This window comes from Flagellimonas marinaquae, assembly GCF_023716465.1.
In the GTDB taxonomy this organism is placed as follows: Bacteria; Bacteroidota; Bacteroidia; order Flavobacteriales; family Flavobacteriaceae; genus Flagellimonas; species Flagellimonas alginolytica.
In genome coordinates this window covers 1337385-1352975 of the sequence record NZ_CP092415.1, presented here as the reverse complement: position 1 = coordinate 1352975, position 15591 = coordinate 1337385, and the positions used below count along the sequence as shown (strand labels likewise).

Sequence of the window (15591 nt, the reverse complement as noted above, 5' to 3'; positions counted from 1 at the left end):
TCAAAGGATGATTAGGCATTGTTCTGATTTTGAGATGCTTCGGGCTTGCCTGAAAAACGCTCCTGTATGGCTTGGAATATTACAAATAGGACAGGAATCACAAATACGCCCAGAATGGTTCCCACAAGCATGCCACCTACTGCACTTACACCGATTGAACGGTTTCCGATGGCACCAATTCCTGAAGATAGTGCCAATGGCAACAGACCAAAGATGAATGCAAAGGAGGTCATTAAGATTGGACGTAACCTTGCTCTGGCCCCTTCGGCGGCGGCATCATAAAGCGATAATCCCGACTTTCTTCTTTGCAGGGCAAATTCTACGATCAAAATGGCATTTTTGGCCAAGAGTCCAATGAGCATGATCAGTGCAATCTGGAAATAAATATTGTTTTCCAAACCGGCCAAATTCACAAATAAAATGGCTCCTGCAATACCAAATGGCAACGATAGCAATATGGAAAGCGGCAAAATATAACTTTCGTACTGAGCACTCAATAAGAAGTACACGAACACCAAGCTCAAAATAAAGATGATTATGGTCTGGCTGCCCGCACTGTTTTCCTCTTTGGTAAGGCCGGAATACTCGAAAGTATAGTTGTTGGGCAATACTTGTGCGGCAACTTCTTCAATTGCGGTAATCGCATCACCGGTACTGTAACCAGGGTTCATGGCACCATTGACTTTAACCGAGTTCAAAAGGTTGAACCTGCTTACAATCTCGGGGCCGTATATTTTCTTTAAGGAAACAAATTGAGATACGGGAACAGATTCACCGGTTGCATTGCTGACAAATATGTGGTTAAGGCTCTTTTCGTCCGCCCTGTCTTCCGGCCTGGCCTGGATCATTACTCGATACTGTTTACCGAACTTATTAAAGTCTGTGGTGTACAGTCCCCCATAATAGCCTTGCATTGCATTGAATATATCGGTAACGGCCAAACCTGCCAACTTGGTTTTTTCTACGTCCACCTGTAACTCATACTGAGGAAAATTTGGGTTGAACGAAGTGATGGCATACTGGACTTCCGGTCTTGCATTCAAGGCAGCTAAAAACTCGTTGGTAGTTTTACCTATGGATTGCCAATCTTCTGCATCGGTGTTCTGTAAGTTTAGTTCAAAACCGGCCGAGTTACCGAATCCCCTTACCGCTGGCGGGGTAAAGAAGAAAATACGAGCATCTTTTAATCCTGCTGTTTTTGCAAATAATTGCCCAATGGTAGCCTCAACGGTTTGTGAAGGTTCTGTTCTGTTTTCCCAATCTTGTAATCGAATTACGGAGAATCCGTAGGAACCACCGTTAACACTGTTTAGGATACTAAAACCGGTTATGTTCATACGGGCTTTAATAATTCCCATGGATTCGTATATGGAATCCAGTTTCTTAACCGTTTTTTGGGTTTCCTCCAAAGTTGTTCCGGGCGGCATGGTAACATCTGCAAAGATGATTCCTTTGTCCTCGTTGGGGATAAACCCGGAAGGCGTGGTCCTGAAGAGGAAAAATACGACTATACCTGTGCCTACTAAAAGAGCCAAGGTTACCCACTTTCTTTTGACCAACGTACCAATGGTGTTGGTATACTTATTGGTCATTGCCGTAAAACCAATATTGAAAGCTTTGAAGAAACGGGCAATTAAGTTTGATTTTTTACCTTTTTCATGGTCGTGCGGTTTTAAAAACAGGGCCGCTAGTGCAGGACTCAGTGTTAAGGCATTTATGGCAGAAATTAAAATGGCAACGGCCAAGGTAATACCGAACTGTTGATAAAACACACCGGAAGACCCACCTATAAAGGATACCGGGATAAATACGGCGGACATTACCAAGGTGATGGAGATAATGGCTCCGGAAATCTCGGACATAGCCGTTTTGGTGGCCACTTTTGCATTTTGTGCACCTTCTTCCATTTTGGCGTGTACCGCCTCCACCACTACAATGGCATCATCCACCACAATACCAATGGCTAGGATCATGGCAAATAGGGTAAGCATGTTTATGGAGTACCCGAACAACTGTAGAAAGAAAAAGGTACCTACAATGGCCACGGGAACGGCGATCGCAGGAATTAATGTCGATCTAAAGTCCTGAAGGAACAGGAAAACCACAATAAACACTAAAATAAATGCTTCTACCAAGGTTTGCACTACATGGTCTATGGAAGCATCAAGGAAGTCTTTTGAATTGAACGGGATAACATAATCCAAGCCTTTTGGGAAGTTAGCTTTTGATTCTTCCAAAATGGCCTCGATGTTTTCAATGATCTCGTTGGCGTTGGATCCCGAAGTTTGGAAAATACCCACTGCAGTTCCGGGGTTGCCCATACCTTCGTTCTTGGTTCCGTAGTTAAAAGCGCCAAGTTCTATTTCAGCTACATCCTTCAGGCGTAAAAACTGGCCATTTTCCTCGGCTCTTATAATTATGTTCTCATATTCTGCTTCTTCTGCTAACCGTCCTTTGTATTTTAGGACATACTCATATACACCGTCGGCATTTTCGCCGATCTTACCAGTTGCCGCCTCTAGGTTTTGCTCTTGCAATGCTGCTTGAATGTCGGATGGCATCAGGTTAAATGCGGACATCTTTTCTGGGTCCAACCAAATACGCATGGAGTAATCCTTGGAACCGAACACGGTAACATTTCCAACCCCTTCAATACGTTGAAGTTTGGGAACTATATTTATTCTTGCGTAGTTCTCTACAAAGGTTGCATCGTAATTTTCGTTCTCCGAGAATAAAGAGAAGAACATAAGGGCACTGGTCTGTGACTTTTGGGTAATTACCCCTGTTTGTACCACAGCCTGTGGCAGTACACTATTGGCTCGGGCCACTCGGTTCTGCACGTTTACCGCGGCAATATCGGGGTTTGTGCCCAACTTAAAGAATACATTGATTGTGGCGTTACCGTCGTTACTGGCATTGGAGGTCATGTAGAGCATGTCTTCTACACCGTTGATTTGTTCCTCCAAAGGAACCACCACACTTTTGAGGACGGTTTCCGCATTGGCACCGGTGTAGGTACTTGTTACCTGAACGGTCGGCGGAGCAATTTCTGGATATTCTTCTACCGCTAGGCTACTTAAACCTAAAAGACCGAGAATAACAATGATTATCGAAATCACCGTGGAGAGCACGGGCCGATCTATAAATCTTTGAAACATGGGTTATCTTTTACTTATGTGATGTGTTATTTAATTGGATTTATGGATTGTCCTTCCCTAAGTTTGGAAACACCTTCTACAACAATCGTGTTTCCGGGTTGTACACCTTGGGATACCAAATACTCCGAATCGGTCTGATTAATAATGTTGATTTTTTGTGATTTTACAGTGTTGTCATCTTGAAGAATATAGACCAATTTGTTCCCTTGTATATCCACTGTGGCCATTTTGGGGACAACCATAACATCTTTTTGAGGAGAAGGTACCTTGATGGTTCCCGTACTTCCGGAACTCAATAAAAAGTTGGGATTGTTAAAATCTGCTCTTAAGGTAACACTTCCTGTAGTTGGATTGATGATATTGTTCACCATGGCAATCTTCCCTTTATGTGGATATGTTTCACCATTGATCATTACCAATTCCACCTCTGGAGAATTCTCCGAAGAAACCGAAGCACCACCTTTGGTCATTTTGCTCTTCATCTCCAAAAGTTGCTTTTCTGTCATGGAGAAATAAGCGCGTACCGTACTTATATCCGATACTACCGTTAATGGTTGTCCCATTGAACTGCTTACCAAGGCGCCCACTTTGTATGGAATCTCCCCAATATAACCGTTAACGGGACTAACAATATTGGAGTACCCAATGTTGGCTGCAATACTGCTATAGGTACTTTTTGCTTGTTCCAATTGAGCCTTGGCCGTTTTTAGTTGAACTTCGCTTATAATGTTCTTTTCAACCAACGGAACTAGCTTGTCCACTTCTACTTGGGCGACATTTACTGCTGCTTTGGCGGCTTGGGCATCTTGAGAAAGCGTCTGGGTTTCCAGTTTAAAAAGTAACTGGCCTTTTTTAACTTGTTGACCTTCTTCAACATAGATTTTTTGGACAAAACCGGAGACCTTTGGCCAAATTTCAACGTTTTGTTCCCCTTCTATATTGGTAGAGTAGGAGTTGTACAAGGTAATGTCCTGTTTCTCTAGGGTATTTACTTTTAGTGATGGCGCTTGAGGAGCAGTGGCTTGTTGCTCATTTTTACCACCACAGGAAGCAAAAATAGCAAGACTAATGGCAGATAGGCCTAATGCAATTTTTTTCATGTTTATTATTGTTGGGGTTGTTTAATTGTGATTATGATTTTCTAATTCTTTAAGTACTTGAAGGGTGTTGCTCAGTAATTCTTCACTTTGCTTAATAAATGAGTGATAGATCTCTGCCCGTTCTTTATTGGTCTCGTACCTTTCGGGATTATAAGTTTGATTATAGTTTCTGATTTTCGTTATAATTCGGTTTTCTGTCTCAATACGTTTTAACTTTTCTTCCAATTTGTTTAGGTAGAAAGTGTTGGCCGCTGATGTCTTAAAATATCTTTTCCTGTCTCCCGGTTTGGTGAAGTAGGTGATCAATCCCAATTTTAGTAGGAGATTAATTGCGGTAGATATGGAGCTTTTACTTGCACATCGGTTAATTTGGCATTCTTCAAAACTGAGCCCATTACGGTTGGTGACCACAAGCATTGCATATAGTCTTGCAGCCAATGGCGGAATATCGTGTTGGTTTTCCAAATGGATTCCAAGTTCCTCGATCAGTTCTTTTTTTTGCTCTTCTCTGGACATTTTTTTAAAAATTGAAGCGCAAAATTAGTGTTGGTTCGGTAATTACCGAACTAATAAGAACTAAAAGTTTGTTAAAAGATGGAAATGGAGGAAAACGCTAGGTCAATCTTTTGATAAAACCCCTTCTGATTGTATTACGGGGATGGTACTGAGATTTTTTTCTGTAACCGTATGTTTTGGAAATAAAAATCGTTTTTCAAAGAGTTTGTTCTCGGCAAAAAAAGTTACAAAGAACTCATTGTTTAGTGCAAGGACATCTTCTTGCAATACTTCTACTTTTTTAAAGCTGCCCGGTTCCAGTGTTCCAATACCATGTCGTATGGTGGATGTTCTGGTATCTCCATCAAACCCTTTGGAAACCACAATGGCCATTTCGATGGTATCCGACCTGTTGTTTATTAAATAGGCGTTCCAATCTTTGGATAGAAATTCTTCGTTCCATTCATGTACTATGGCCACGTGTACGTCGGTGGCAATCGGAATTTCAAAATCCTTTTTCATAAAAATTATGATCTAAAGGGCGCTCTTAAACTGCTCCAAGAAACGTACATCGTTTTCACTGAGCAATCTAATGTCTGAAATCTGATGCAACAAAAGAGCAATCCGATCTATTCCCATTCCAAAGGCAAAGCCTGAATATACTTCTGGGTCTATTCCACAATTTTTGAGCACATTGGGATCCACCATGCCACAGCCCATAATCTCCAGCCATCCGGTACCTTTGGTCATACGGTAATCGGTTTCGGTTTCCAGCCCCCAATATACATCTACCTCGGCACTGGGCTCGGTAAATGGAAAATAAGATGGGCGTAGTCTTATTTTTGACTTCCCAAACATTTCAGAAGTAAAATATTGTAGCGTTTGCTTTAAATCTGCGAAAGACACATTTTTATCTACGTACAAACCTTCCACTTGGTGAAAAAAACAATGTGAGCGGGCAGAAATTGCCTCGTTTCGGTACACTCTCCCGGGCGAAATAGTTCTAATAGGAGGCTGATTGGCTTCCATGTACCTTACTTGTACCGATGAGGTGTGGGTACGCAGTAGGATGTCGGGGTCGGTCTGGATAAAAAATGTATCCTGCATATCCCGTGCCGGATGGTATTCCGGTAGGTTGAGCGCTGTAAAGTTGTGCCAATCATCCTCGATTTCAGGACCTTCGGATACATTGAAACCGATTCTTGAGAAAATATCTATGATCTGGTTCTTTACAATGGATATAGGGTGGCGTGCACCTAGCGATACAGGTTCGCCAGGGCGTGTTAGGTCCCCATATTTCCCAGCTACTTCAGCCTGGCTTTCCAATGCTTCCTTGAGTTCGTTCACTTTATTGGTAGCGGCACTCTTTAATTGATTGATTACCTTGCCAAAATCCTTTTTTTGATCATTTGGCACGTTTTTAAATTCCGAAAAGAAACTGTTCAACAGTCCTTTTTTTCCCAAGTATTTGATTCGGAATGCTTCAATTTCATCTGTAGAGGTCGAAGTGAACTTTTCTACTTCGGCAATATGTTCCTTTATGGTCTCAATCATGATTGATTACGCTATTGGCGGACAAATTTAGCAAATTGTCCTAGAATATATGGGTTATGCGATAATATCTACCGTTCCGAGAACCGGATTTCACTGTAAATAGTGTTCATCCCAAAAAATATTCTATGGTTAAAAAGTAAATATTCGGGCGGAAAATAGTTTTTGGCAATGTCTGTTCGTTTTTATTCCTCCGTGTTTAGATGGGTATCTACCCATGCCAAACACGACTTTAAATTGCTAAAAACGTTGTTTTCCGGAATCAGGTCAGGAATAATGTCTATTCGTTCGAGCATATACCTTGGCTGTTCCAAAATATTGACCAATAGTATTGTTGCGCCCTTTCGTTTTAGATCTTGCAACACATCTTCCATTGCATAGAGCCCTGTTTGGTCCATATACTGCATTCTGCCCATTCTAATTATTACAGTGGAAGCAGAATCTGGAATTTGGGAGGCAAGTTGTTGAAACTCGTTGGTCGAACCAAAGAACAAAGGTCCGTTTATGTGTTTTATAAATACTTTGTCCAGGATTTTTTTTGGCACATTTTTTTCATCTGACCATGCTTCTTCCCGAAGAGCCTTTACTTTGGAATGCTTAGCGGTTAGGTCTCCGATTTTTTTCATGAACATTAGCGAAGCTATAACAAGACCAATACCAACGGCATATACCAAGTTCCAAACCGAAGAAAGTACCAATACCACTAACATAATAATCACTTCCGAGCTTAATTTTAGTGGTCCAAGTTTAATGTCTTTGGGCAGATGTGGAATGGCTTTTAATCCCCGATAATCCATAACACCGATACCTACTGTGACCAATATACCGGCCAACACGGCTGCAGGTATTTGCGAAGCTACTGGTCCTAGGGCTAGCAGAATAACCAATAATAAAATGCCAGCGACCATACCGGAGAGCTTTGTTTTTCCACCAGAATTTATGTTCACAACGGTTCTGATGGTTGCACCAGCTCCAGGGATTCCACCAAAAATGGCAGCAATACTGTTTCCGATACCCTGGCCTACCAATTCTTGATTGGGTTTATGCTTGGTCTGGGTCATATTGTCGGCAACCACGGAGGTTAAAAGGGAATCAATGGCACCAAGCAGTGCCAGTGTAAGTGCCGTAAAAATGTAGGGGCTTACCGAATCAAATTGAAACGACGTAAAAATATCCAGATTTGGTACGGGCAAGCCACTGGGAATTTGTTCTATGGGCCTGTAGTTCCAACCAAAACCATATGCAACCCCGGAAACAGCTATCAAAGCCACCAAAGTACTCGGAATTGCGGTTGTAATTTTTTTGAACCCATAAATTATAAAAATGGTCGCTAACGCCAAAGCAAGCTCCAACCAATTGATGTTGTTGATTGCCCTGGGCAGTACTTTAAAAGTTCCAAGAACGCCCGAGGCATCTTTGGATGCCAAAGTACTGGCTTCTTTCAACATATCATCATGGGTGATCTTTTCGGCTCTTTTAATGGTTTCCGTGAAATTTTCCAATACCAAAATTCCTTCTCCGGCTTCTTCTTTTAGAATGTTTTCCAAGATTTTTTCTTCGGCTTCTGGCATAAATTGGTTTACATAGTCCGAGTCTTCTTTTGGATAATACCCAACAGCTGGTAATATCTGGGTAACTAGTATTATTACACCAATTGCGGTCATAAACCCGGAAACCACGGGATATGGAATGTATTTTATATACTTTCCGAGCCCAACAAGACCCAAACCAATTTGCATAAGGCCTGCCAAAAGAAATACAGTAAGAATGGCCGGGAGTGCTTTACCCACATCTCCATCGTTTACGGCAATAATACCTGCAATAACTACCATGCTAACCGCTGTCATGGGTGCGGTAGGGCCGGAGATTTGGGTGTTTGTACCACCAAAAAGTGCGGCAAAAAAGCTAATAAAAATAGCACCGTACAGACCAGCGCTCGGACCAAGACCGGAACTTACACCAAAGGCTAGTGCCAAGGGAAGCGCTACAATGCCCGCTGTAATTCCACCGAATAAATCTCCTCTAAAGTGTTTGAACATGGTATGGCTGTTGTTTTTGGTAATTGAATATAGAAATATTTATACTTAAAAAATGCCAGCAGGAAACCCTACTGGCATTGCTTACGTAAAGTTAATGTGAATTTATAAAAAAGTCACTTTACCATCGGATATGTCGTACATGGCACCGACTAGGGCTATTTCACCCGCTTCCTCCATTTCCTTGAGCACTTCGCTCTGTTTTCGGATGTTGTCCAAGGTCATTTCCACATTTTTAACCGCGACAGCATCAACAAATTCCAAGTTTTTGGAGTTTCTCATGCTTTCATCTTTTGGCTCGGATACAGCTTCTACTGCAGGCTCAATCTTGTTTATCAAAGCAGTTAGGTTACCTAGGCGAGCATGGTCACAAGCTCCCTTAACAGCACCACAGCTTGTGTGGCCTAGTACAACAATAGCTTTTGTGCCGGCCAACTTACAGGCAAACTCCATACTCCCCAAAATGTCTTCGTTCACAAAGTTCCCGGCAATTCTTATGCTGAAAATGTCGCCAAGACCTTGATCGAACACAAGCTCTGCAGAAACTCGGGAATCGATACAACTTAAAATGGTCGCAAAAGGAAATTGCCCATCCTTGGTATCGTTCACTTGTTCCAAAAGGTTTCTGTTTGCTTTTAAGTTTTGTTGAAACCGCTCATTCCCTTCCTTTAAAAAATCGATGGCTTTTTTAGGGGTCATCGTCAACTGCGTTTCTTTTGTGTGTGCTTTCATAAATATATTATTATGCCGATTTTTTCGGTCTTAGATTAAAGAATTCGATATAGCTCTCCGGATTTTCGACTTCACCTCTTTCAGAAATTATTTTGATGTCGATGTTTCTATTTTTGGCCTTGCTGGAAAAATCCTCTAAAATTTCCACGATATCATTATCAAGATAGCGTGTTTTTCTTACGTCCAATTCCAGGTACGAATTTTCTGGAAGGCTATCCAACTCTTTTAGAATGGCCCCTTTGTTGAAAAAGGTTACTTCTTCTGCCAAGGTCATTTTAATTTTGTGGGCACCATTGCTCTTATCCTCTATATGAAGGAAGTGTGAGTTTTGGTAACTCTTGATCAAAACTACCACGATTCCAACCAATAGACCAAGGCTGATTCCTACCAAAAGGTCTGTGAAAACAATACCAACAACGGTTACGATAAATGGAACAAATTGTTTCCAACCTGCTTGGTACATAGTTTTGAACAAGCTCGGTTTTGCAAGTTTGTAACCTACAATAAATAGGATGGCCGCCAAAACGGACAGAGGTATTTTATTGAGAAGGGTCGGGATGATGATGACCGATCCCAAAAGTAAAAAACCATGGATAATGGCAGAAGCTTTTGTTTTACCTCCAGATTGAATATTTGCTGAACTACGCACAATAACTTGTGTTACCGGCAGTCCTCCGACCAAACCGGACAGTGTATTGCCTACTCCTTGGGCCATAAGCTCTCGGTTGGTGGGTGTAGTTCTTTTTAAAGGGTCCAATTTATCTGTGGCCTCCACACAGAGCAAGGTTTCCAAACTGGCCACAAGTGCAATGGTAAACGCTGTGATCCAAACCTCGGTGCTGGTGATCACCGAAAAATTAGGAAAACTAAAGAAACCTAAAAAGGACTCGAAACTATCGGGTACGGGAACACTGACCAAATGTTCTTGAGAGATGCCCCAAGTCTCATTTCCCTGTGTTACCGTAAAATAAATGATTCCAAGGACTACGGCTACCAATGGTCCTTGTACAAGTTCAAAGATTTTTGATTTTTTGGTCAATACCTGGCTCCACAAAATCAATATTGCCAACGAGATAAACGCAATAATGGTAGCACCCGGGCTTATAAAATTCACGGTATTGATGATTTCACTAAAGGTATTTTCACCATCTACTTGAAAAAAGGCAAAATCTCCTTCGGGATCGGCATCGTAACCAAAAAAATGGGGAATCTGTTTTAGAATGATGATGATACCGATACCGGTAAGCATTCCCTTAATTACGGATGATGGAAAATAGTAGGCGATGACACCAGCTCTCAAGATTCCGAAAAGAAACTGTAGGACACCTCCCAAAACCACGGCAACCAGAAAGTTCTGATAACCCCCCAAAGTGCCAATGGCCGTAAGAACAATTGCAGCCAGTCCTGCTGCCGGGCCACTTACCCCTATTTGTGAACCGCTTAATCCTCCAACAACGATTCCTCCGATAATACCTGCGATGAGACCCGAAAAGAGAGGTGCTCCACTGGCCAGGGCGATACCCAAACATAGGGGTAGTGCCACAAAAAAGACCACTATACTTGCAGGCAAGTCATTTTTTAAATTCTTGAACATAATAATAAGTAAGATTTGTCCGCCACACCGGGATTACTGGGTAGGGGACGTTGAAAATTTGATTTGAACGTAAAATTGAGTGTTAAACCAATTTTCGGGGAGGAGGGTCTAGTGTTTCGAGTGTAAACTCTAAAACAGCGAATACATATCCCAAGGCGTTGTTGCTTTTCTCCTGATTTATAGAAGGATTCATAGCAAAAAAGCTTTTGTACAGGAAGTATTTGCTATCAAATGTTTTATTGTTCGATGTGTCGTGGGTGTTGTTTTCCTCTTCGGAAGAACCTAAAATAATGGCCGTACTGTACTCCTTGCCCAAAAGGGGCACAAAGGAAGAGGTCATCAGAATGAAGACCATCAAAAAAGAAGCAAGTGGTAAGGCCAGTATTCGCATAAATACTTATAAGTTTTGCAAATTTACGATAAGACGCAAAGATTTCTGTTAAAATATAACTAAAAATCTTTTAATGGCTTAATGGTGTTATCCATTAACCATCCAGTTTGACCATCTGCAATGCGTATTCTCCTCCAATCATCCAACTCTTCCAAGATGTTTACTTTGGTCCCTTCGTGTAGGGTGAAAATGGCCGCACTGTTGTTGTTTGGTTCGGAAGTTACTTGAACTTCTTTGCTAAAAACAATGGCTGGATCATCATTTTTGTACTGTTGATGGTTGAGGTAAGCCATTAAGATACAAACACTTCCCAATGCTAAAGAAAAAATACTCGAGATAAAGGCGGCTCTTTTTTGGTTGGCCGGTCGTAAAAAATAATAGGCCATGTACGCCAGAACGAATAAAAAAATTAGTCCAACGGCAATATATGCCCACTGATCGGAAGAGAACATACCGACTATGGCAGTATATATCCGTGAAAGCTCAGTTTTTGGCATTTCTTCTATGGCATCCAAACGCATATTCTGCGCAAACCTAAGATTGTTTTGAATCTCTTTGTTGTTCGGGTCCAAAAGCAGTGCCTTCTCATAAAAGTAAATACTTGGGCCTATGGCATTTAACTTATAGTTGCAATTCCCAAGATTGAAATATACCGAGGACGAATGTTCTCCGTTTTCAAGTATTTTTTTATAATTCTCAATGGCCGAAGAGTATTCGCCATTGTTGTACAGTTCTGTGGCTTCGTTAAAGAGTGCTTCATTTTGGGAAAATCCCAAAGAGCAACAACCAAGACAAATTAAAAGGACTATTTTTTTTGTGCTCATAACTGCTTGTCCAATTTAGATATTACATCGCTCGCCTTTTCGTAATCCTGTTGCATCTGAACATTGGAGAATGGGCTATATCGAGCCATTTCGCAACTTCTCAGCAATTCAATAAACCCAGAAATGTCATTTGTGTCGACATTCTTTTCCGAAAGAATATGGGTTATTTTATCCTTGCTGAATTCCGAGGTCTCTATATGTAACTTTGCTTTTAAATAGTTGTGCAGTCCTTTTTCCAGGGCTACATAAAATGCCTCTTTATTGCCAAGCTCCTTTTTTGCGGTGGAAAGATATTTTCTGGCCAATTTGTTGGCTTGCTTGATTTTGTTTCCGATCACATCGCTGGCAATGGCCTCACGCTTCTTAAAAAAGAAAATGGCCAATGGAATCAAGAGTAGGGGTGCCAATAAAAGGATAAAAAACGTATTTGAGCCAAAAAAGCGCTTTTGATCGATGGGCTTTAGGTTGGGATTAATGTTGATGAAATGGAACTGTTCCCCGGTCGGCACAACCAATTGTTTATTCGCCGAAGGTACCGAGACATTGTCGGAATTTCCTGTTGGTCCCTCTATTACCTCAATGTTTATTTCTTCCGAGTTGATGGTATTGTACCTTCCCGTCGAAGGATTAAAATAGCTGAAGGAGATACTGGGTATGGGATATTTTCCTCGGAAAGAGGGCACAATAGTGTAATTATTGGCTACTTTACCTTCCATTCCAGTACTGTAGGTACGGATGTTCTCGTCGTATTCTGGATCATAAACTTCCAGGGAGCTAGGCAATTCTGGTTCGGGAAGTTGAAATAATTTTAGGTTACCCTTTCCGGTCACTTCAACTTTTGCCTGCAACGATTCCGAAGCGTTCAGTTGTGTTTTGCTCGTAGTTACCGAAAAATCAAATTCACCCACCGCTCCACTAAAATTTTCCGGTTTACCGGCTTCGGGCAATGGTTTTACGTTGATCGTCCTATTGCCTGCGGAGACCGTTTTACTGGTCTGGGTGTAAATCCTGCCCCCGAAAAAATCCCTACGGTCTGTAGGCACATCAACAAACACTTCCAACGATAACGGTTCTATGTCCAACTTTCCGGCTTTTTGTGGATATAGTACCACTCGTTTTAAAACCACGTAGCGGTATGGCTTGCCTTGATATGTTCCATTTTGGGCCGTATGCTTGGTTACCGGGATATCCTGACTCCAAAAATTGTTGTAGGTCGGGTTGTCCAATGGGCGGTAATTGGTAACACTAATGTTTGGACTTACATATAGTTTGTAAAGTACGGTTACGGCTTCGTTGAGATAAGGATTTGCTTTGGATACCTCTGCGACCAAATGAAGGCTCTCATCGGCAACATCATCAACAGTTTTTTGAGAATTCGGCTTGTCCACTGCTGCGGTCACTTCCACGTTTTGTGGAGTCGTCTTGTAAGTTGTCCCCTCAATTTCTATGGTTGCCTGATTAATGGTGAAACTTCCTCTGGCCGTGGGTACTAGGATGTAGGTGTAGGTTTTGGAAAAACTGCGCTTGCCATTAATCCACGAGGAGCTTATGGATTGGGAAGGCCCCATAACTACCTTAAAACCATCAAACTGGGGCGGTTTAAAGTTATCGCCATCCCTGTTCATGGTAAAATCAACTCTTAGGCGTTCGTTTATGCCCAATTCCTCTTTGCTCAAGTTCAGGGTAAACGTAACCTGATCGGAATCTTCCTGAGCATGGGAATATATTCCTGTTAAAAGGAAGAGGCCCAAAATCAACCCTATGTTGCCCATCAAGGTTTTCATTACCAGTCTTTTTCGTTTTTAATTTTTTTGCCCCGAACTTTTCTTGCTTCCATTTTCTCCTGTACTTTTTTCTCTTCGTTTTGCATGGCCTCTAACAGGTTCTGAATCTGTTGCTTGGAAAGCTGATTGGGTTTTGGTTGTTGTTTTTGGTCTTGTGGCTGGTCCCCTTCGTTGGGCTTTTTCTCCTGTTCTTTTTTCTTATCACCATCGCCCTTTTGATTTTCTTCGGGCTTGTCCTCACCATTTTCACCTTGGTCTCCCTTGTCCTTGTTTTCGTCTTCTTTTTGTTCGCCCTCGTCTTTCTTTTCCTTGTCGCCCCCTTCGTTGTTCTGGTCTTTGTCCTTATCCTCGTTTTCTTGATCTTTTTTGTCTTGATCGTCTTTATTCTGATCGTTCTTTTGCTCGTCCTGCTGTTTTTCGAGCATTTTTTTGGCCAGGGCAAGATTATAACGGGTCTCGTCGTCGGTTGGGTTGCTGCGCAAGGCTTGCTTATAGGCCTCAACGGCTTTTTCGTATTCTTTGTTTTTCATGAACACATTGCCCATATTGTGAAAGGCCTTGTGTTTTTCACTCTTGTCCGCTGCGGCGTCACCGGCTTCTTTGTACCGGCCAAAGGCTTCGCCAAAACTTTCTCGGTTGTAATAGGCATTGCCCAAATTAAATCTAGCGGCCGCGTTTTTATCGCTTTTGGAAATGGCCTTTCTATATTCTGCCTCTGCGGACACAAAGTTGTTGGAAGTTAGCTCTTGGTTGGCCTCGTAGGTGATATTGGTAGAGGCCTGTAGTGCTTTTTCAGCTTCTCTCTGCGCTTTTTCGATATTGTTTTCCTGTGCCTGGACCGCTGTAAAACTTAGCAATAGTCCAAACATTAACGTCATCTTATTCATCATCGTGCTCGTTAAAAAGATTCAGTTTTTTCAACCATTGTGTTTTTCTGTCCAAAACAAAGATGTCCAAAAATAAAAATAAAAAGCCGGCTGCAAGAAACCATTGGAATTGGTCTTTGTATTCTGCAAATTGCTTGGCTTCGAACTCGGTTTTGTCCATCCTGTTCAATTGTTCTTTGATGTATTCCACCGCATTTTCGGTGTTGGAGCCATCAATATAATCACCATTGCCCCTATCGGCAATCTCGATCAGTACGTTTTCGTTTAGTTTGGTAATAACAACCTCCCCTTGGTTATCTTTTTTCAGGCTTTCAACTATGCCATTTCTTTTAATGGGTATAGGTGCTCCTTTTGGTTTGCCCACGCCTATAGTAAAAACACGGATTCCGTTTTGGTTGGCTTGTTCGACCGCATCCAAGGTGGTGTTTTCCGAGTGGTCCTCTCCATCCGACACGATGAACAGCACCCGATTGGTCTGCTGTGAATCATCGTAATAGGTGCTGGCCAGGTCAATTGCGGCGTTTATGGCGGTTCCTTGGGAGGATAACATATCCGTATTCATGCCCTGTAGGAACATTTTTGCAGCACCATAATCTGTAGTAATGGGCAATTGCGGATAGGCTTGTCCGGCGTAGGCGATAATCCCGATACGATCGCTTGCCAATTGATTGATTATTTCTGATACGATACGCTTTGCCTTCTCCAACCGATTTGGGGCAATATCCTCTGCCAACATACTTTTGGATACGTCGATGGCGAAGACGATGTCCACGCCTTCACGTTTTACGGTTTCCAGTTTTGTTCCAATTTTGGGGTTTACCAAGCCCAGAATCAAAAAAGTAAGGCCGGCCAACAAAAATACCAGCTTTACAGCGGATTTAAATGAGGACCGATTAGGGGCCAATCGTTTGAGCAGATTGGTGTTCGCAAATCGTTTTTGGGTCTTTTTTTTCCAGATTTGAAGAAAAAAGAAGGCTAGGACCATAACGGGAATTATGGCCAAGAGATAGAAATAAATTTTTTCGTCAAACTGAATCAT

13 protein-coding genes are annotated in these 15591 nt (G+C 41.9%); all 13 read right to left on the bottom strand.

Annotation, left to right across the window (positions count from 1 at the left end; genetic code table 11):
• Positions 1 to 11 precede the first annotated feature (11 nt).
• The 13 genes from MJO53_RS06115 to MJO53_RS06055 all read right to left on the bottom strand — a co-directional run bounded on the left by MJO53_RS06115 (position 12) and on the right by MJO53_RS06055 (position 15591).
• Positions 12 to 3158 carry an efflux RND transporter permease subunit gene (locus MJO53_RS06115; RefSeq protein ID WP_252080860.1) on the bottom strand — a complete coding sequence of 1049 codons (3147 nt, stop codon included), beginning with the start codon at positions 3156 to 3158 and terminating at the stop codon, positions 12 to 14.
• A gap of 26 nt (positions 3159 to 3184) precedes the next feature.
• Positions 3185 to 4258, bottom strand: coding sequence for an efflux RND transporter periplasmic adaptor subunit (locus tag MJO53_RS06110; protein ID WP_252080858.1), 1074 nt, complete (start codon positions 4256 to 4258; stop codon positions 3185 to 3187).
• 21 nt (positions 4259 to 4279) lie between these two features.
• Positions 4280 to 4774, bottom strand: coding sequence for a GbsR/MarR family transcriptional regulator (locus MJO53_RS06105; RefSeq protein ID WP_224836110.1), 495 nt, complete (start codon positions 4772 to 4774; stop codon positions 4280 to 4282).
• Between the two features lie 102 nt (positions 4775 to 4876).
• The gene (locus tag MJO53_RS06100) at positions 4877 to 5275 is read right to left on the bottom strand and encodes a hypothetical protein (protein ID WP_252080857.1); all 399 of its coding nucleotides are present in this window, start codon (positions 5273 to 5275) and stop codon (positions 4877 to 4879) included.
• Between the two features lie 12 nt (positions 5276 to 5287).
• Positions 5288 to 6307, bottom strand: a complete 1020-nt coding sequence (pheS, locus tag MJO53_RS06095) for a phenylalanine--tRNA ligase subunit alpha (protein WP_224836112.1) — start codon at positions 6305 to 6307, stop codon at positions 5288 to 5290.
• Positions 6308 to 6489: 182 nt separating this feature from the next.
• Complete coding sequence (locus MJO53_RS06090; protein WP_252080856.1) at positions 6490 to 8343, bottom strand: SulP family inorganic anion transporter; 1854 nt, start codon at positions 8341 to 8343, stop codon at positions 6490 to 6492.
• 102 nt (positions 8344 to 8445) lie between these two features.
• The gene (locus tag MJO53_RS06085; protein WP_224836114.1) at positions 8446 to 9072 is read right to left on the bottom strand and encodes a carbonic anhydrase family protein; all 627 of its coding nucleotides are present in this window, start codon (positions 9070 to 9072) and stop codon (positions 8446 to 8448) included.
• A gap of 10 nt (positions 9073 to 9082) precedes the next feature.
• Positions 9083 to 10666: a SulP family inorganic anion transporter gene (locus tag MJO53_RS06080; RefSeq protein WP_252080854.1), complete on the bottom strand. Its 1584-nt coding sequence runs from the start codon at positions 10664 to 10666 to the stop codon at positions 9083 to 9085.
• Positions 10667 to 10748: 82 nt separating this feature from the next.
• Positions 10749 to 11057 carry a hypothetical protein gene (locus MJO53_RS06075; protein WP_252080853.1) on the bottom strand — a complete coding sequence of 103 codons (309 nt, stop codon included), beginning with the start codon at positions 11055 to 11057 and terminating at the stop codon, positions 10749 to 10751.
• A gap of 59 nt (positions 11058 to 11116) precedes the next feature.
• Positions 11117 to 11881 (bottom strand): SH3 domain-containing protein, encoded by a 765-nt coding sequence (locus MJO53_RS06070; protein ID WP_252080852.1) that lies wholly within the window; start codon positions 11879 to 11881, stop codon positions 11117 to 11119.
• Positions 11878 to 13665, bottom strand: coding sequence for a BatD family protein (locus MJO53_RS06065; protein ID WP_252080851.1), 1788 nt, complete (start codon positions 13663 to 13665; stop codon positions 11878 to 11880). The genes MJO53_RS06070 and MJO53_RS06065 overlap by 4 nt, the downstream gene beginning before the upstream one ends.
• Positions 13665 to 14534 carry a tetratricopeptide repeat protein gene (locus tag MJO53_RS06060; protein WP_252080850.1) on the bottom strand — a complete coding sequence of 290 codons (870 nt, stop codon included), beginning with the start codon at positions 14532 to 14534 and terminating at the stop codon, positions 13665 to 13667. The genes MJO53_RS06065 and MJO53_RS06060 overlap by 1 nt, the downstream gene beginning before the upstream one ends.
• Before the next feature lie 10 nt (positions 14535 to 14544).
• Positions 14545 to 15591, bottom strand: a complete 1047-nt coding sequence (locus tag MJO53_RS06055) for a VWA domain-containing protein (RefSeq protein WP_252080849.1) — start codon at positions 15589 to 15591, stop codon at positions 14545 to 14547.

Bases quoted from the DNA above. Each gene is read 5' to 3' on its own strand.
- MJO53_RS06070 (WP_252080852.1), bottom strand. From the start codon at position 11,881: ATGAGCACAAAAAAAATAGTCCTTTTAATTTGTCTTGGTTGTTGCTCT.
- MJO53_RS06100 (WP_252080857.1), bottom strand. From the start codon at position 5,275: ATGAAAAAGGATTTTGAAATTCCGATTGCCACCGACGTACACGTGGCC.
- MJO53_RS06075 (WP_252080853.1), bottom strand. From the start codon at position 11,057: ATGCGAATACTGGCCTTACCACTTGCTTCTTTTTTGATGGTCTTCATT.
- MJO53_RS06090 (WP_252080856.1), bottom strand. From the start codon at position 8,343: ATGTTCAAACACTTTAGAGGAGATTTATTCGGTGGAATTACAGCGGGC.
- MJO53_RS06055 (WP_252080849.1), bottom strand. From the start codon at position 15,591: ATGATTCAGTTTGACGAAAAAATTTATTTCTATCTCTTGGCCATAATT.
- MJO53_RS06065 (WP_252080851.1), bottom strand. From the start codon at position 13,665: ATGAAAACCTTGATGGGCAACATAGGGTTGATTTTGGGCCTCTTCCTT.
- MJO53_RS06080 (WP_252080854.1), bottom strand. From the start codon at position 10,666: ATGTTCAAGAATTTAAAAAATGACTTGCCTGCAAGTATAGTGGTCTTT.
- MJO53_RS06115 (WP_252080860.1), bottom strand. From the start codon at position 3,158: ATGTTTCAAAGATTTATAGATCGGCCCGTGCTCTCCACGGTGATTTCG.
- MJO53_RS06085 (WP_224836114.1), bottom strand. From the start codon at position 9,072: ATGAAAGCACACACAAAAGAAACGCAGTTGACGATGACCCCTAAAAAA.
- MJO53_RS06105 (WP_224836110.1), bottom strand. From the start codon at position 4,774: ATGTCCAGAGAAGAGCAAAAAAAAGAACTGATCGAGGAACTTGGAATC.
- MJO53_RS06060 (WP_252080850.1), bottom strand. From the start codon at position 14,534: ATGTTTGGACTATTGCTAAGTTTTACAGCGGTCCAGGCACAGGAAAAC.
- pheS (WP_224836112.1), bottom strand. From the start codon at position 6,307: ATGATTGAGACCATAAAGGAACATATTGCCGAAGTAGAAAAGTTCACT.
- MJO53_RS06110 (WP_252080858.1), bottom strand. From the start codon at position 4,258: ATGAAAAAAATTGCATTAGGCCTATCTGCCATTAGTCTTGCTATTTTT.